Raw genomic sequence first — 16,446 nt, 5'->3', positions numbered from 1 at the left:
ACGTCAGATCTGCCCGGCGTAAAAAACAGGATGTTCACGATCTCCCGGCGGTTTCACCGGCTGTCCTTTGGGTCAGATGTAAGGAGCTTTTGTGTGAAAGAAATACTAATCAATTGGTTAAAAAAGCAACGAAAAACTGCAAAAATAAAACCGTTGCCGCTGCGGCGTAATAAAAACGCCCCCGAGACCAACGGAGGCACCATCAAGGCAGAACTGTTTTCTGTCGATCAAATGGAACGCTATGGCCAGCGCCTGGCGCGCTCACACAAGCTGGCGACGCGCAAGACCCCCTATTTTTTGCTGAAACGGTTGGATGAAAACGAACGCATACTGGCGGATAGCTGCCACCAGTTAAGCAACGGCAAGAAATCCAGCATGACCCCCGCCGGCGAATGGCTGCTCGATAACTACTATCTGATCGAAGAACAAATTCGCGTCGTGCGTCACCATTTGCCGAAAACCTTTGGCCGCGGCCTGCCGCAGTTGGCGGCGCCCTATAACTGCCCGCGAATCTATGACGTGGCCGCCGAAGCCATTGCGCACGGCGATGGCCGCTGGGACGCCGAAAGCCTCACGCGGTATATCGCCGCCTATCAAAAAGAAGTCAATCTGACGATGGGCGAACTCTGGGCGTTGCCCGGCATGCTGCGTCTGGCACTGATCGAGAATCTGCGGCGCGTTAGCGTTGAAGTGGCACAAGCGCAAAGCGAGCGCAATCTGGCCGACAGCTGGGTGACCAAAATGCTGGAATCGGCGGAAAACGATCCGGCTAACCTGATCGTGGTGATTGCCGACATGGCGCGCTCCAATCCCCCGCGTTCCAGCGCCTTTGTCGCCGAGCTGGTCCGTCGTTTACAGGGCCACGGCACCATGCTGGCGCTGCCGCTCACCTGGGTTGAGCAGCGCTTGGCTGAGGTCAGCCTGAGCTCGGCTGAACTGATCCACCGCTTTAACCAGCAGTTGGCCGTCAGCCAGCTGTCGGTCAGCAACAGCATTTCCGGCCTGCGCCAGCTCAGCGAAATGGACTGGGCCGAGTTTGTCGAAACCATGAGCCAGGTCGATCAAACCCTGCGCGACGATCCGGCGGGGGTTTACCCGTTGATGCACTTCGACACCCGCGACCACTACCGCCACGTGATCGAAATGCTGGCGCGCCACTGCTCGCGCAATGAAGTGCAGGTCGCCCAACACGTACTGAATATGGCGCGGGTGGCGGCCGAAGATCCGTCCAGCGATCCACGCCGCAACCACGTTGGCTACTACCTGATTGACGATGGTCGACCGGAGCTGGAACAACAGCTTGAGGTTCGGCTCGGGCGCATTACCCGTTTGCGCCATGCATTAAATCAGGCGCCGTTGCTTTCCTGGCTAGGCAGCCTGAGCCTGATCACCACCGCCTGCTGTGCGGAGTTGCTGCGCCATGCCTACAGCACCGGCATCAGTTGGGGGCTGGCGCTGCTGTTCTTCCCGATGGCGGCGGTGGTCAGCCAGTTCGTGCTCAACCTGCTTAGTGAGGTCACCACCCGCAGTCGCACACCGCAACCTCTGCCGAGGCTAGATTTCTCCTGCGGCATTCCCGCCGAGTTCCGCACCCTGGTGGTGATACCGACGCTGATCGGCAGCAAAAGCGGCGTCGATAAGCTGATCAACGCGCTTGAGGTCTATTATCTGGGCAACGCAATGAAACATCTGCACTTTGCCCTGCTCACCGACTTCAACGATGCGCCGCAAAAGCAGCACGCGGACGATGCCAATCTGCTGGCCTATGCCTGTCAGCAAATGGAAGCGCTCAACGGCCGCTATCCCTGTGAAGGCCCCAGCCACTTTTTCCTGTTTCACCGCGACCGCGAGTGGAATGAAAAACAGGGCATATGGATGGGGCTGGAACGCAAACGCGGCAAGCTGAATGCGCTGAACGACTGGCTGCGCAACCGGGGCAACGCATTTTGCACCCAGGTTGGCGCCGGGTTGGAAGTGCTGAAAAACGTGAAATACGTCATCACTCTCGACAGCGACACCGTATTGCCGCGCGAAAGCGCCCACCAGTTGATCGCCGCCATGGCGCACCCGCTGAATCAACCGCAGTACGACGCACGTCAACAGCGGGTGGTAGAGGGCTACGCCATCCTGCAGCCGCGCATGGCGGAGGAAATACCGACTTACGGCCAGGGCCGCTACGCTGCGCTGTGCAGCAGCACGCCGGGCAACGATCCCTATACGTTAATGGCTTCGGACATCTACCAGGATCTGTTTGGCGAAGGATCCTTTATCGGCAAGGGCATCTACGATGTCGACGTGTTCTCGCACAGCCTCAAAGGCACCTGCCCGCCGAATCTGGTGCTGAGCCACGATCTGCTGGAAGGCTGCTACGCTCGCTCCGGCCTGCTAAGCGACGTATTGTTGTACGAACAGTATCCCAGCAACTATCTGGTGGACGTCGCGCGCCGCACGCGCTGGATCCGTGGCGATTGGCAACTGCTCAACTGGCTGCTGCCACGGGTAAAAACCGAAGACGGTACACGCACGGCCAACCCATTGAGCACCCTGTCACGCTGGAAGCTGTTCGATAACCTGCGCCGTAGCCTGACGTCGCCCAGCCTACTGCTGCTGCTGTTTTGCGGTCTTGTCTGGCTGCCGAACACCCGCTATTGGCTGGCGTTCTTCGCCATCATCCTGCTGTTGCCTACCCTGCTGGCACTGGCGCAGGATGTTGTCCGCAAACCACCCCGCAGGCCCTTCCTGCAACACCTGCAGTTGGCGATGAACGGCGCGCTGCATCGGCTGGCTCAAGTCGGCCTGCGGCTGGCGACGCTGCCGCATGAAGCGCTGTACAGCCTGAAAGCGATCGCCATTACCCTGTGGCGCCTGCTGATCAGCAAACGCAACCTGCAAGAGTGGACCAGCTACGCTCAATCCGGCGCCCGCCGGCAGGTTACTCTGGCAAACTTTTACCGGGCGATGTGGATCAATCCGCTGGCCGGTGTGGCGTTGCTGCTGTTTAGCTATCTGCATAATCCGATGGCGCTGTTTATCACGTTGCCCTTCGCCACCCTGTGGTGCCTGGCGCCGTTCCTGCTGTGCTATCTCAGCCATGAACCGCAGCGCAGTAAAAACGCGCTCGACGACGAACAGCGCCGCTTCCTGCGCCACACCAGCCGCCAGACCTGGGACTTCTTCAGTACCTTCGTCAATCAGCAGGAAAACTGGCTGCCGCCGGATAACTATCAGGAGATACCGGAACCGGTGGTCGCGCACCGCACTTCGCCGACCAATATCGGGCTGTCGCTGCTGGCCAACCTCACCGCCTATGATTTCGGCTATCTGACGCTCAGCGAGGCGCTGCGGCGTACCGAGCTGACACTCAACACGCTGGACCGCATGGAGCACTATCGCGGTCACCTGTACAACTGGTACGACACCCGTACCCTGGAACCGCTGAACCCGCGCTATATCTCCAGCGTAGACAGCGGCAATCTCGCCGGTCACCTGCTGACGCTCAGCGCCGGCCTGCCCGCGCTGGCTCGCCAGCCGGTCATCAGCCCGCAATTAGTGCTGGCCGGGCTTGGCGACAGCCTGCAACTGCTGGAACAACATTGGGGAGAGGCCGCCCACAAAAACCTGCCGAAGCTGCGTAACCATTTTGAACAGGCGTTAAACAGCCATCCCACCGCGCTGCAGGCCGAACTGAACGCCATGCGCAACTACAGCAACGGGTTGCAGGAACCGGCGCTGAATCACGACGAAGAAACCAAACGCTGGGCCGGTGCGCTGCATCAGCAACTCAACGAACTCTGCGCGGAATGGGCGCTGTGGTTCGGCTGGCTGAGCGACAGCGTACCCGAGATGGAGCCGGCGCCAAGCCTGCACTGGCTGGCCAATCCGCCGGCACAGCTGATGCTGTCGGCAGAGCAGCAAAGCCTGCTTGACGCCGCCAGCGCATTGGCTCAGGAACGGCTGACGCAGTTGTATAGCCTCCAGCAGCGGCTGGAAAAAATGGCGCAGATGGACTTTAACTTCCTGTATGACGAAGCGACCCATTTCCTGGCCGTCGGCTTTAACTGCGATCAAAACCGCATGGACAGCAGTAAATACGATCTGTTGGCATCGGAAATTCGCCTGACCAACTACGTCGCCATCGCCACTAATCAGGTGCCTCAGCGCAGTTGGTTTGCCCTCGGCAGACTGTTTACCGTGATCGAAAATGAGCCGGCGCTGATGTCGTGGAGCGGCTCAATGTTTGAATACCTGATGCCGCAACTGGTCATGCCGGCCTACCCTGACTCCCTGCTGGTGCAAATGTGCCGCGCCGCAGTGGAACGGCAAATCGCCTGGGGCAAGGAGCGCGGCGTGCCCTGGGGCATCTCCGAATCCGGCTATTTTGGCTTCGATGCCGATCAAAACTACCAGTATCACGCCTTTGGCGTACCGGGGCTGGGCCTGCGTCGCGGGCTGGGCGACGATATGGTGGTCGCGCCCTACGCGACGGTGATGGCGCTGATTGTCGATCCGGATGCCGCTTGCAGCAACCTCGTCGCTCTGGAAAAAAATGGCGCCAAAGGCCGCTACGGGTTTTACGAGGCGCTGGATTACACCACCGTGCGCCTCAGCCGTGGTCAGTTGTACGTGATCATCCGCTCCTATATGGCGCACCATCAGGGCATGAGCTTCCTTGCCCTGTCCCATCTGCTGCTGGATGCCCCTATGGTGGCGCGCTTCGCGAATTATCCCGCCTTCCAGTCGACGCGTCTGTTGCTGCAAGAACGGGTGCCGGATGCGGTTGAGCTGTACAGTACCCGCCGCCATTTCGAAACCCATGAGGGCACCATTACCCCGGCCAGCTTCATTGCACGTGAGTTCAGCCGGGTGGATTCGCCGATCCCGGAAGTGCAGTTGCTGTCCAATGCCAACTATCACCTGATGCTGACCCAAGCCGGCGGCAGTTACAGCCGCTGGCAAAACCTGGCCCTGACCCGCTGGCGCGAGGACGCGACCTGCGACAACTGGGGGGCCTTCTGTTACCTGCGCGATCCGCAAACCGGCGAAGTGTGGAGCAACACCTGGCAACCGATCGGGGGGGCAGCCAAGGGATACAGCGCGGTGTTCAACGATGCCGGCGCCGAATATCAACGCCGTCAGAGCTTACTGTCGGTCAAAACGCAGGTTGTGGTATCACCGGAGGACGATATCGAGCTGCGGCGCATCACCCTGGTGAACCGCAGTAAACAGTCGCGCACCATTGAAATCACCAGCTATGCGGAAGTGGTACTGGCGCCGGCCGGCAACGATTTGGCTCACCCGGCGTTCAGCAATTTGTTCGTTCAGACCGAATTGCTGCCGGATCAGGACGCGATTCTGTGTCACCGCCGCCCGCGCGAGCCAAACGAAAAATGCCCGTGGCTGCTGCATATGATGACGGTACAGGGCCGTTCCAGCCAGACCTCGTTCGAAACCGATCGCGCCAAATTTATCGGCCGTGGACGTACCCCGGCCAACCCGCAGGCGCTGTATCAGAATACGCCGTTGACCAACAGCGCCGGGCCGGTCATCGATCCGATTATCGCTATCCGCCAGCGCGTGGTGCTGGAGCCTAACGTGCCGCTGACACTGGATATTTTCTACGGTGTCTGCGAAGACCGCGTCAGCAGCCTGGCCATGCTGGAAAAATACCGCGATCGTCATCTGGCCGACCGCGTGTTTGAACTGGCCTGGTCGCACAGCCAGGTGGTGCTGCGTCAGTTGAACGCCAATGAGGAAGATGCCAACCTGTTCAATCGGCTGGCGAGCGCGGTGGTGTTCCCGGCGCAGGAAATGCGCGCCGCCAGCAGCGAAATCATCCAAAATCGCCGCGGCCAGTCGGGGCTGTGGGGGCATTCGATCTCAGGCGATCTGCCGATCGTTCTGTTGACGGTGACCGATGGCGAGAACATCGGGCTGGTGCAACAGCTGATTCAGGCGCACAACTACTGGCGGCTGAAAGGACTGCCGGTGGATCTGGTGATCCTTAACGAGGACGCCGGCGGCTACCGTCAGGAGCTGCAAAACCAGATAATGGGCCTGATCGCCGCGGGTATGGAATCAACCCAGACCGATAAACCGGGCGGCATTTTCGTGCGTACCAGCGAGCATATGTCACCGGAGGATCACCGCCTGCTGCTCAGCGTGGCGCGTATTTACCTCGACGATCGGCGTGGCGGATTAAATGAACAGCTAAACCAACGGCTGCAACTGCCGCAGATCCAGCAGCAGCCGCTGTCGCCGGTCACCGCCTCGTCGAAACTGGCGACGGTGAACAATCTGCCGCGCAACCTGCATTCGCCGCAGTTGCCCGCCATCGACACGCTGCAGTTCTATAACGGCCTCGGCGGCTTCTCGGAGGATGGCCGTGAATATGTGATCGCCATGAACGAGAGCAAGATCACTCCTGCGCCCTGGTCAAACGTCATGGCCAACCCGATGTTCGGCTCGGTTGTCTCGGAAAGCGGCCAGGCCTACACCTGGTACGAAAACGCCCACGAATACCGCCTTACGCCTTGGGAGAACGATCCCATCTGCGACCGCAGCGGCGAAGCTTTCTATCTGCGTGACGAAGAGAACGGCCACTTCTGGTCACCCACGCCGCTACCCACCCGGGGACGCGGCCACTATCTGACACGCCACGGCTTCGGTTACAGCGTGTTCGATCATCGTGAAAGCGGCATTGACAGCCAGTTCACCGTATTGGTCGCTAAAGAAGCGCCGGTGAAACTGTTCCTGCTGACGTTGACCAACACCTCCGGGCGCACGCGCAAGCTATCGGCTACCGGTTACGTGGAGTTTATCCTCGGCGATCTGCGGCAAAAAACGGCCATGCACATCGTCACGCAGGCGGCAACGCCCGAAAGCGGATGCGGCGTGCTGGCCACCAATCACTACGGTGGCAACGGTTCTGAGCGCACCGCCTTCTTCGGCGTCTCCGGCGCACATTGTTCAGTCAGCAGCGATCGGCGCGAATTCATTGGCCGCAACGGCTCGCTGACCAGCCCGGCGGTGCTGAAGCTGCGGCGCTTATCCGGCAAAGTGGGCGCCGGCATGGATCCCTGCGGTGCCGTGCAGTCGGCGATCAGCCTGATCGATGGCGATCAGCGCAGCTTTGTGTTCGCCCTCGGCCTGGGCCAAAATGCCAATGAGGCCGAAGCGCTGCTGCAAAAATACCTGCAAGAAGAGGCACTGCAAAATGAGTTGCTGCAGGTGACGGCGCATTGGGATGACATTCTCAACAAAGTACAAATCGGCACGCCGCAGCCGGCGGTCGATCTGCTGGCCAACGGCTGGCTGCTGTACCAGACCCTCTCCTGCCGCATTCAGGCCCGCAGCGGCTACTACCAATCCGGCGGCGCCTTTGGCTTCCGCGATCAACTGCAGGATACGCTGGCGCTGACCCACGCCGCTCCTGAGCGGCTGCGCCAACAGATCCTGCTGTGCGCATCGCGCCAGTTTGTCGAAGGCGACGTGCAGCACTGGTGGCATCCGCCGCAGGGCAATGGCGTTCGCACGCTCTGTTCGGATGATTATCTGTGGTTACCGTTGGCGATTTGCCACTACCTGGACGCCACCGACGATAAAACCATTCTGGAGGAACAGGTCGGCTATCTGGAGGCGCGCAAGCTGGCGCCAGGCGAGGAATCGTCCTACGAACAGCCGGCGCTGAGCGCGACGCAGGAAACCCTGTATCAGCACGGCGTGCGCGCATTGAAACACGGGCTGAACTTCGGCGAGCATGGCCTGCCGCTGATGGGGGCCGGAGACTGGAACGACGGCATGAATATGGTCGGCCTGGAGGGGCGCGGCGAAAGCGTGTGGCTGGGTTTCTTCCTGTTCCATATTCTGCAACGTTATGGCGAACTGGCGACCGCCCGCAACGACAAGGAACTGGCGACGCTGTGCCGCCAACAGGCCGCCACCCTGCGCGACAATCTGCGTGACCATGCCTGGGACGGCGAATGGTATCGCCGGGGTTACTTTGACAGCGGGGAGCCGCTGGGCTCCCATGAGTCGGCGGAGTGTCGCATCGATGCCATCGCCCAAAGCTGGTCGGTGCTGTCCGGCGCCGGGGATAAACCGCGCAGCCTGCAGGCAATGCAGTCGCTGGATAAACACCTGGTCGACAACCAGGCCGGCCTGATCAAACTGCTGACGCCGCCGTTCGACGGCAACGGCCCAAACCCGGGTTATATTCGCGGCTATCTGCCCGGCGTACGCGAGAACGGCGGCCAATATACCCACGGTGCGGTCTGGGCGGTGATGGCCTTCGCCGAAATGGGCAATATCGAACGCGCCTGGGAATTGATGGCGCTGATTAACCCCATCAACCACAGCCTGGACAGTACCGCCGCCGAACGTTACAAGGTCGAGCCTTACGTAGTCACCGCCGATATCTACGCGGTGGCGCCGCATGTCGGCCGCGGCGGCTGGAGTTGGTATACCGGCTCCGCCGGCTGGATGTACCGGTTAATCGTCGAATCCCTGCTGGGGGTGAAACGCCACGGCGATCGGCTGACCGTCAATACCCGTCTGCCTGCAGACTGGCCGCAGGTAACGCTTAACTACCGCGAAGGCGGCAGCGAATATCGGTTGACGATCCGTCAGGGTCAGGGCGAAGCGCTGGTCACTGTGGACGGTGAAAAACAGCCTGAGGCGGCGATAACGTTGGTTGACGATGGGAAGATCCATCAGGTGGAGGTCACGCTGGGGCAGTAAATATTGGGGGCGCGGCGATTGCCGCGCCCAACTTCAACAGGCCGTTATTTGCGTGCCAGCAACAGGCCAAGCACCAAACCGACCGTGGCGCCAATACCGACGCTGTGCCAGGGTTTTTCGCGCACGTAGCCGTCAGTGCGGCATACGGCATCCTTGGCCCGCGCATAGTAGGACTCGGTGGTGTCAGTCAGCCGCGACTTTACTTCGCTCAGCGCCTGTTCCGCATGGGCCTTGATATCGATATAGGCCTGATCGGCGCGATCGCCGGAGTACTTCAACACTTCTTCCAGCGTGTCACTCAGCATTCTCAGATCATCATCCAGCGTGGTTTGATCCGCATCCGTATTTCTCGCCATGTTAAATTCTCCGTGGTTAAAAAATTAAACGGTTCTTAACTATAGACAAGGATCGTCGGTCCACGCCATCAGACTATTGGCTAAAATCAGAACACTAATTGCACCTTGGCAGCCAGGCTCTTGTCACCGGCAAACTCCAGCGCCTGCGCCAGTTGCCGGTTATCGAACTCGGCGGAAAGCAGCGGCAGCGGATCGACTGTCCCTTCGGCCAGCCAGGTCACCGCCAACGAGAATTCCTCAACAAAACGAAACGATCCCAGCAGGTTCAGTTCTTTGGCAATCAGCAGCATCAGCGGGAAATCCGGGAAACTGCCGCCCATGCCCACCTGCACCACCGTCCCTTTGGCACGGGTGATTTCCAGACAACGCTGTAGAGACGACGGGTGGCCGGAAACCTCAAAAGCGATATCAAAATACCCTTTTTCCTGCAGATAACCGCTGAAGTCGTCGTCGGCGGCGTGCAAACGGACGTCGGCCCCCATTTCACCGGCAATATCCAGGCAACGCGGGCTGAGATCGGCGCAGACAATTTCACCGGCACCCAGCGCCTTCAGCGCCGCGACCAGTAAGCAGCCTATCGGGCCGACACCGGACACGAACACCTTTTTCCCTTTGACTTCACCGGGCTGCTTCGCGGCGTGGATCGCCACCGCCAGGGGTTCGGCAAACACCATCACCTTTTCGTCGCGATCGGCGTCGAACGCAATACACTGTGCGCTATCGACCACCTTGTATTGGGTGAACGCGCCGTCAACATGCGGGAAATACATCGCGCTGCCGAAAAAACGCATTTGGGTACATTGGTTTTGCTGATTCGCCAGACAATACTTGCACTGCCCGCATGGCTTGCTGGGGTTCAGCGCCACTTTCTGGCCCGCGGTCAGCAGCGCCGAATCGCTGGCCACCACTTCGCCGATCACCTCATGGCCAAGCACCATCGGCTGACGCACCTGAAAACTGCCGACCTTACCTTCCTGATAATAATGCAGATCTGAACCGCAGATTCCGCCACGAGTGATTTTCACCAGCGTGCCGGTTCCCTGATATTCCACCTCTTGCTCCACCACCGCCACATCATATTTGCCGTTGACCACACAGGACCGGGTTTGAATTTTCATCATGATTTTCCGTTGAACAGGTCGCTATACCGCAGCGGACATGCCGCCATCGACAAACAGCAAATGGCCATTAACAAAGTCCGACGCTTTGGACGACAAAAACACCGCCGCGCCAATCAACTCCTGCGGATCGCCCCAGCGTGCGGCCGGGGTGCGTTTGGTCAGCCAGGCGGTAAACTCCGGATTGTCCGCCAACGCCTGGGTCATTTCGGTTTTGAAATAGCCCGGCGCGATGCCGTTGACCTGAATGTTGTAACGCGCCAGCTCCACGCACATGCCGCGCGTCAGCATTTTCACCGCACCTTTGGAGGCGGCATAGGGCGTAATGGTGTCGCGCCCCAGCTCACTCTGCATCGAGCCGATGTTGATAATTTTGCCGCTTTGGCGCTGCACCATATGGCGCGCCACAGTTTGCGACACCATAAATACCGCTTTCTGATTGACGGCGATAATGTCGTCCCAGTCTTTTTCCGGGAATTCGGTAAAGGGATGGCGCCGCTGGATACCGGCGTTGTTAATCAGCACATCAATCGCGCCCATTTCCGCCTCAATCTGCTCAATGGCGGCATGAATAGCCTGCGAGTCGGTCACGTCAAAAGGGGCGGCATCGGCACTGAAACCTTCACGCCGCAGCGCATCCACCGCGCGCTGCGCGTTTTCCCGGCTGGTGGCGTTGACCAGAATGTGCGCGCCGTACTGCGCCAGCCCGCGCGCCAGCAGAAAACCAATGCCCCGTGACGCGCCGGTAATCAGTATTTTTTTATTATCCAGCGAAAATAAGTTGTTCATGAGGTTCCCCGATCCCTGTCATTCAGTTAGAACAGGCGCCTATCTCACCGGATTGCCGCCGGCAAAAACGTGAGCTGCATCACTTAAAATCATGTTACTAAAAGCTGTTACCTTTAACGTGACGCCGCGCAGTCGCACAGGCCAGACAATTGACATATTCCATTGATAAATAGGATTTTTATACTTTATGACGTCGATTGTTATCACCAAATCGATTTGCTAACATGGGGTTATCCGCGATTTCTCCGCCCCACCCTGCTAAGGCTCCAGAATGAAGAACCAACGCGTTACGCTGCAAGATATCGCGCTGCTCGCCGGTGTGACCAAAATGACCGTCAGCCGCTATCTGCGTACGCCGGAAAAGGTGGCGGCCGACACCGCCGCGCGCATCGCCGACGTGATGAAAGAGGTGAACTTCACCGACACGGATGAAGCGCGTTCCAACCAAAAACCGCGCATCGGCGTGTTAGTCCCCTCCTTCAACAACCAGATCTTTGCCGATCTGCTGGCCGGCATAGAATCCGTCACTCTGGATCAGGGTTATCAAACGCTGGTGGTGAACTATGACTACAGCCGCGAACGCGAGGAAGAGCACATCGTCCAGTTGCTGGCCTACCCGATCGCCGGGCTGATCCTTACCGATTCACAACACACTCTGCGGGCGGAAAAGTACCTGACGGCGGCAAAAATCCCGGTGGCGCAGGTGATGGATCTTGAAGGGCCGGCAGGGCGAATTGCCGTGGGGTTCGATAACTATCAGGCGGGTTATGACATGACCGAAGCGCTGCTTGCCAGCGGTAAACGCCAGGTGGTCTATTTCGGCGCCATGTCCGATGCACGCGACTTGAAACGCTTTCAGGGCTATTGCCGGGCGATGGAAAATCAGGGATTGCCCCCACGCCAGATCACGCCGCATAAGGTTTCATCGGTCTCGGTCGGCTCCGATATGCTGGCAATGGCGCGTCGGCTTTATCCTGATCTGGACGGCATACTCTGCACTAACGACGATCTGGCGGTAGGCGTGTTGCAAGAGTGCCTGCGGCTTGGGTTGAAGATCCCGCAGGACATCGCTCTGTCAGGTTTTCACGGTCTGGATATCGGTAAAGCCACCACGCCGGGCATCGCCAGCGTGATTACTCCCCGCTTTGATATCGGCAAGGTAGCCACCGAGATCCTGCTGAAGCGCATAAAAGGGGTGCCGTGCATTGAGCGCGTTGACTTGCACTACCGCATTTCACTCGGCGGCACTATTTGAATGCGCGGTAGCCACGTCAGGCATTTTCGCCTTCTCGCTGCGCGCCGCCAGCCACAGCCCGCTGTTTTTCATCGCGTAACCAAACACCAGCCCCACCAGTAAAGAGGCCGTCACCAGCGGCCAGTCGCCCCCGCCGGCAAAGGTAGCGCAAGCGCCGATAAAGGTGCCGGGCACAAACCCCAACCACTGCTGTTTGGCCTGAATGCACATCAGGAAGGCCACTATACCGGTCAGCAAGTAGCCGAGCATGCTCCAACCCGGCGCTAGGTCGCTGCCGTGAATAATCGCCATCGCCCAAAACACCCCGCTACAGCTGGTCAGCGTGCTGATCAACAACCCTTTCAGCCCACCCTGCGGACAGGCGAAATAGGCGGTGCAACCGAGGAAGCCGGCCCAGCCGATCAGCCCCAGGCTGACGGCAACCCATCCCCAGACGCCGGACAGAATTCCGGTAGTGACAGCAATGGCGAAAATAACGTTCATAAATCGACCCGGCAGAAAAGAAAGCGCGCAGTGTACTCGAAAATCGGCAAATTTATGTGATAAAAATCACAAAAAATATGCAATGAGAGAAATGGAAATTACAGACTTGTGGAATTTGTCACAAAAAAAACCAGCGTGGCAAGCACGCTGGAAATGACACACAACAACACCAGGGAAATCGTCCGCCACATTGCGTGGCTAAAGTATTCTTTCTTATACCCTATGAACATCAAGTTGCAGCCAACCACGCGGTGGCTTTACAAGCGGCGGGTATCAGCGCGGGAAGCCCGCGCGGGTCACCATGAAGCTCAGAATCAAGCACACCAGGGTACTGACCACAAATAACAGGTTGACCGCCAGGTGCAGGCTCGCATGGTCGATCACTACCCCCAACAGAATGGGTACCCAGTTGGCGATATAAGCAATAACGTAAAACAGCGAAATCAGTCTTGCGTGGCTGGCCTTCGGTGAAATCAGATTCACCAGCGTGGCGCTGCCGACAAAAATGGCGCCGTAGGCATAACCGGCAATCACCATCCCGGCGGCTGCCAGGCCCAGCGAGTGGATCTGAATCGCCTCGGCGAACACCACCACCGACAACGCCTGCGCCAGGCAACCAAACATCAGCGAGTGCCGCGCATTAATGCGGCGACTGAGGATCTGGCTAATGCCGGCAATCACCAGGTACACGGCAATCACATAACCGTAAACACCACGGCTGTGCATGCCCAACAGCTTTTCCGATACGCTCGGGCCAATCGCCAGAATACTGGCAGCGACCGCCCAACAGATGAACAACGCACCGGCACACAAGAAGAACTTGCCGCCCGTGGCGCGCAGGCCGTCCGCCAACGAACTCTTTTCGGGCACTGCCGCCGGCTCCCCGCTTACCGGCACAACCACCACTTCACCCGGCCATTTCAGCATCACGCCCAGCGCGGCGACTGCCGCCACCGCCATGATGATAATGAAGGGCAATGACGTAGTATGGAATCCGGTTTGCAGCGCCACACCGCTGAAAATCGGCCCCAACGCCAGGCCGAGAGTAAATGACAGCGTAGCGATCAGCGCCGCATTCTTACCGCCGTCTTTCGGCCCAAAACGCACCAGCGCAATATTGGCCGCCCCGGTCAGCGCACCGGTCCCAATCCCGGCCAGCAACCGTGCCATAAACATCATCAAAAACGAATCGGCCATCGAAAACAACAGCGCGCCGGCTAACACCACCAGCAGCGCCGGCACAATCATGCTGCGCAGATCTTTCACCTTGCCGGCCATGTTGCCCACGCCAAACAGTGAAATCAGCACCCCTGCCGCATAAGCGCCATAAATAATTGTCAGACTGACCGAGCTTAAACCCAATTCATGTTGATAAAGCGGATAAAGCGGCGTCGGTGCACTGCTATTAAGCAACGCAGACATTAATGCCAGCGCTAAAAAAAGCAGAATGGCAAAATGCGACGTGCCCGAATTCGTTTTAGCTGCTTGATTAACAGCGACACCTTCAGACATTTTTCTCTCCCGAAACAAGCTGGATAAACATTCTGTCCTGAAAACCAAACTCAATCAGGAAACGCGTTCATCATACCGTTTGGGTATAAGAGCAAAAATAGCCAAGAATGCATCACAGTGATTCATTAATGCATGAGCAGGGCAAATATGATCGTTTAATGCAACACGCGAACTGGCTGTCGGCGCGGCCAAATGCCGCAAATACCCAAGGCCAAACCATATACGACATGGTTGACCAGACTAGCCACCAGCAGACCTGTGCCGTTAGTGGCGCTGCCGAAAAAGCCCAATCCTACCGAGGGATAAATTAAACATAGCGATATAAGCGAACAAATCAGGCCATAAATAACGGCCCGGCATAGAGCACCGCTGCGCGGGTGATAAACAGAAAAAACAAAATAATAAAAAAGAAGCGCCAGGAAGATACCGGCAAAATAATGCGCACTGTAGCCCAATAATAATGCGTGCGGCGCCGGGGGAATATCGCCAGGCCGCAGGAACAGGAATTGCCCATGCCACCATTGATTGGCTAAATTGCCGATAAAAACCAGGTTCAGTTTACTGATAACCCCGGCGGACGCGGCAATAAAATTGACCAGGTCCATACCGACGGTCGCCACAATGCCATACAATCCATAACGTGCCAGTTCCCTGGCTGGGCTTACATCCAATTGTCTCTCTCCTTATGGTTAAACTGCCGCAGCCTTCGAGGCTTTCGCCGGACTGCGTTTCAAAATGGCCAATGCGCCGGAAAGAATAATCAACGCCATACCGGCTGCAGCAATATAAGACAGCTTTTCGCCAAACAGCAGATAACCGAGTAGCGTGGAGAAAATGATGGTGCTGTAGGACAGGATGCTGACAATCACCGCATTGCCGCTACCGTAAGCGCGGGTCATGGTGATTTGCCCCAAACTGCCGAATACACCGATAGCGCCTACGCACAGCATCATGGCGCTGTCCAGGGCCGTAAAGCCCACCACCGCAGTCATCACACAGCCAATCACCGTGCCCACCAGCGAGAAATAGAACACCACCCGCAGCTCCGGCTCACCACTGCGCACCAGTTTACCGACATTGAAATAGGCCAGCGCAGTCAGCAGGCCGGATAAGAGGCCAATCAGAGTAGCGACATACTCGCCATTCGGCGTGTCCGGGCGCAGCAACACCAGTATGCCGATAAACCCCAACAGCACGGAAAACAGCAGTTTGCCGGTCAATTGGCCTTTGGAGGTAACGAAGGCGATCGCCGACTGAAAGATCGGGTTGGTGTAACCCAGCGTGGTGGCGGTAGCGATCGGCAGGTGGATCAGCGAATAAAAACCGCAATACATCGCCGCATTGCCGATGGCGGCGCGTTTCATATGCAAACCGAGGTGCTGCGTGCGGAAACCGAGATTTTTAACCTTAATCAGCGCGGCGACGATCAGTACGTTAATAAACGAACGATAAAAAATAATATCGAAAAAGCCGACTTTGGCCGAAGCCAGTTTAACACTGGCCCCCATCAGCGCGAAAAACCCGCTGGCGACGACCATCCACAAAGCAACCATGATTTCCTCGGAATGCGACCCAAACGGGCGGCAAAAAATGATCTATACCCTGTACGGACAGGCTGCCCCAGAGTGGGCCAGTGCCTCCGTATGCTGCACCCGTATCAAACGGGGCGAACATATTCGCCCCCTACGGGCAGTGCAGTCAACAACGCCGCAGCTTGAAAGACACTATTATTCGGCGGTTTTCACCGTCAGTGGTTTGTTGTCGGCACAAGCGAAGAACACCAGCATCTCTGCCCCTTTATCGCCGGAAACGCCCTGATGAACGATATCTACCGTGTCGGTAAAGGAATCCCCTTGCTTAAAGGTGTGCTTCAAGCCGGTTTTTTTTACCGTGAGAGAAACGCTGCCGCCGGTCATATATACCGCGCTGATGCACGGATGCGTATGCCAGGCGAGCACCTTATTCGGCTCCACCGTCACTTTCAACATGGTGATCTGTGGGGCGCCGGCCGGATACTGCCCGTACGGCGTGCCCTCCCACGAGGTTTCGGTTCTCAGCAGGGTCTCTTTGCTGATCCCTTCGCCGTGATCTTCAGCCGCCTGCGCGCTCCCCTGAAATGCCATCGTTAATGCCAGAAGTATCAATTTATACATTGTTATCGCTCCATGACTCTGTGAATAAGAACAGAAATAGCGAG

Annotated in this window: 10 protein-coding genes; 2 read left to right on the top strand and 8 right to left on the bottom strand. The window is 57.9% G+C overall.

The window, feature by feature from the left end; genetic code table 11:
- Nucleotides 1-93: 93 nt before the first annotated feature.
- On the top strand, nt 94-8,736 hold the full coding sequence (locus SPL01S_RS00180) for a glycoside hydrolase family 94 protein (protein ID WP_063196818.1): 8,643 nt from the start codon (nt 94-96) through the stop codon (nt 8,734-8,736).
- A gap of 44 nt (nt 8,737-8,780) precedes the next feature.
- Here SPL01S_RS00180 and elaB read toward each other — a convergent pair whose 3' ends face one another.
- The 3 genes from elaB to idnO all read right to left on the bottom strand — a co-directional run bounded on the left by elaB (nt 8,781) and on the right by idnO (nt 10,999).
- On the bottom strand, nt 8,781-9,092 hold the full coding sequence (gene elaB / locus SPL01S_RS00175) for a stress response protein ElaB (protein ID WP_004947209.1): 312 nt from the start codon (nt 9,090-9,092) through the stop codon (nt 8,781-8,783).
- Between the two features lie 86 nt (nt 9,093-9,178).
- Nucleotides 9,179-10,210: an L-idonate 5-dehydrogenase gene (gene idnD / locus SPL01S_RS00170; RefSeq protein WP_062868092.1), complete on the bottom strand. Its 1,032-nt coding sequence runs from the start codon at nt 10,208-10,210 to the stop codon at nt 9,179-9,181.
- A 24-nt stretch (nt 10,211-10,234) separates the two neighbouring features.
- A complete protein-coding gene (gene idnO / locus SPL01S_RS00165) occupies nt 10,235-10,999 on the bottom strand; it encodes a gluconate 5-dehydrogenase (protein ID WP_063196816.1) in 765 nt (254 codons plus the stop codon).
- A 271-nt stretch (nt 11,000-11,270) separates the two neighbouring features.
- Between idnO and SPL01S_RS00160 the strand changes: the two genes are divergently transcribed.
- The gene (locus SPL01S_RS00160; RefSeq protein WP_063196814.1) at nt 11,271-12,254 is read left to right on the top strand and encodes a LacI family DNA-binding transcriptional regulator; all 984 of its coding nucleotides are present in this window, start codon (nt 11,271-11,273) and stop codon (nt 12,252-12,254) included.
- Here SPL01S_RS00160 and SPL01S_RS00155 read toward each other — a convergent pair.
- From SPL01S_RS00155 to SPL01S_RS00135, 5 genes are all read right to left on the bottom strand, one after another.
- Nucleotides 12,234-12,737, bottom strand: a complete 504-nt coding sequence (locus SPL01S_RS00155; RefSeq protein ID WP_006326800.1) for a DUF1097 domain-containing protein — start codon at nt 12,735-12,737, stop codon at nt 12,234-12,236. The two genes, SPL01S_RS00160 and SPL01S_RS00155, sit on opposite strands and share 21 nt — an antisense overlap.
- 273 nt (nt 12,738-13,010) lie before the next feature.
- The gene (locus SPL01S_RS00150) at nt 13,011-14,249 is read right to left on the bottom strand and encodes an MFS transporter (RefSeq protein ID WP_063196812.1); all 1,239 of its coding nucleotides are present in this window, start codon (nt 14,247-14,249) and stop codon (nt 13,011-13,013) included.
- Nucleotides 14,250-14,404: 155 nt separating this feature from the next.
- Nucleotides 14,405-14,869, bottom strand: a complete 465-nt coding sequence (locus tag SPL01S_RS00145; protein WP_232246898.1) for a DUF6789 family protein — start codon at nt 14,867-14,869, stop codon at nt 14,405-14,407.
- 69 nt (nt 14,870-14,938) lie between these two features.
- Complete coding sequence (locus SPL01S_RS00140) at nt 14,939-15,802, bottom strand: DMT family transporter (RefSeq protein ID WP_004947227.1); 864 nt, start codon at nt 15,800-15,802, stop codon at nt 14,939-14,941.
- Nucleotides 15,803-15,976: 174 nt separating this feature from the next.
- Nucleotides 15,977-16,402: a cupin domain-containing protein gene (locus tag SPL01S_RS00135; protein ID WP_063196810.1), complete on the bottom strand. Its 426-nt coding sequence runs from the start codon at nt 16,400-16,402 to the stop codon at nt 15,977-15,979.
- Nucleotides 16,403-16,446: the final 44 nt, after the last annotated feature.

The organism is Serratia plymuthica NBRC 102599, assembly GCF_001590925.1.
In the GTDB taxonomy this organism is placed as follows: domain Bacteria; phylum Pseudomonadota; class Gammaproteobacteria; order Enterobacterales; family Enterobacteriaceae; genus Serratia; species Serratia plymuthica.
This window is presented reverse-complemented; position numbering and strand designations above follow the sequence as displayed.

Excerpts from the sequence above, each read along its gene's own strand:
- elaB (WP_004947209.1), bottom strand. The coding sequence starts at position 9,092 with ATGGCGAGAAATACGGATGCGGATCAAACCACGCTGGATGATGATCTG.
- idnD (WP_062868092.1), bottom strand. The coding sequence starts at position 10,210 with ATGAAAATTCAAACCCGGTCCTGTGTGGTCAACGGCAAATATGATGTG.
- idnO (WP_063196816.1), bottom strand. The coding sequence starts at position 10,999 with ATGAACAACTTATTTTCGCTGGATAATAAAAAAATACTGATTACCGGC.
- SPL01S_RS00160 (WP_063196814.1), top strand. The coding sequence starts at position 11,271 with ATGAAGAACCAACGCGTTACGCTGCAAGATATCGCGCTGCTCGCCGGT.
- SPL01S_RS00155 (WP_006326800.1), bottom strand. The coding sequence starts at position 12,737 with ATGAACGTTATTTTCGCCATTGCTGTCACTACCGGAATTCTGTCCGGC.
- SPL01S_RS00150 (WP_063196812.1), bottom strand. The coding sequence starts at position 14,249 with ATGTCTGAAGGTGTCGCTGTTAATCAAGCAGCTAAAACGAATTCGGGC.
- SPL01S_RS00140 (WP_004947227.1), bottom strand. The coding sequence starts at position 15,802 with ATGGTTGCTTTGTGGATGGTCGTCGCCAGCGGGTTTTTCGCGCTGATG.
- SPL01S_RS00135 (WP_063196810.1), bottom strand. The coding sequence starts at position 16,402 with ATGTATAAATTGATACTTCTGGCATTAACGATGGCATTTCAGGGGAGC.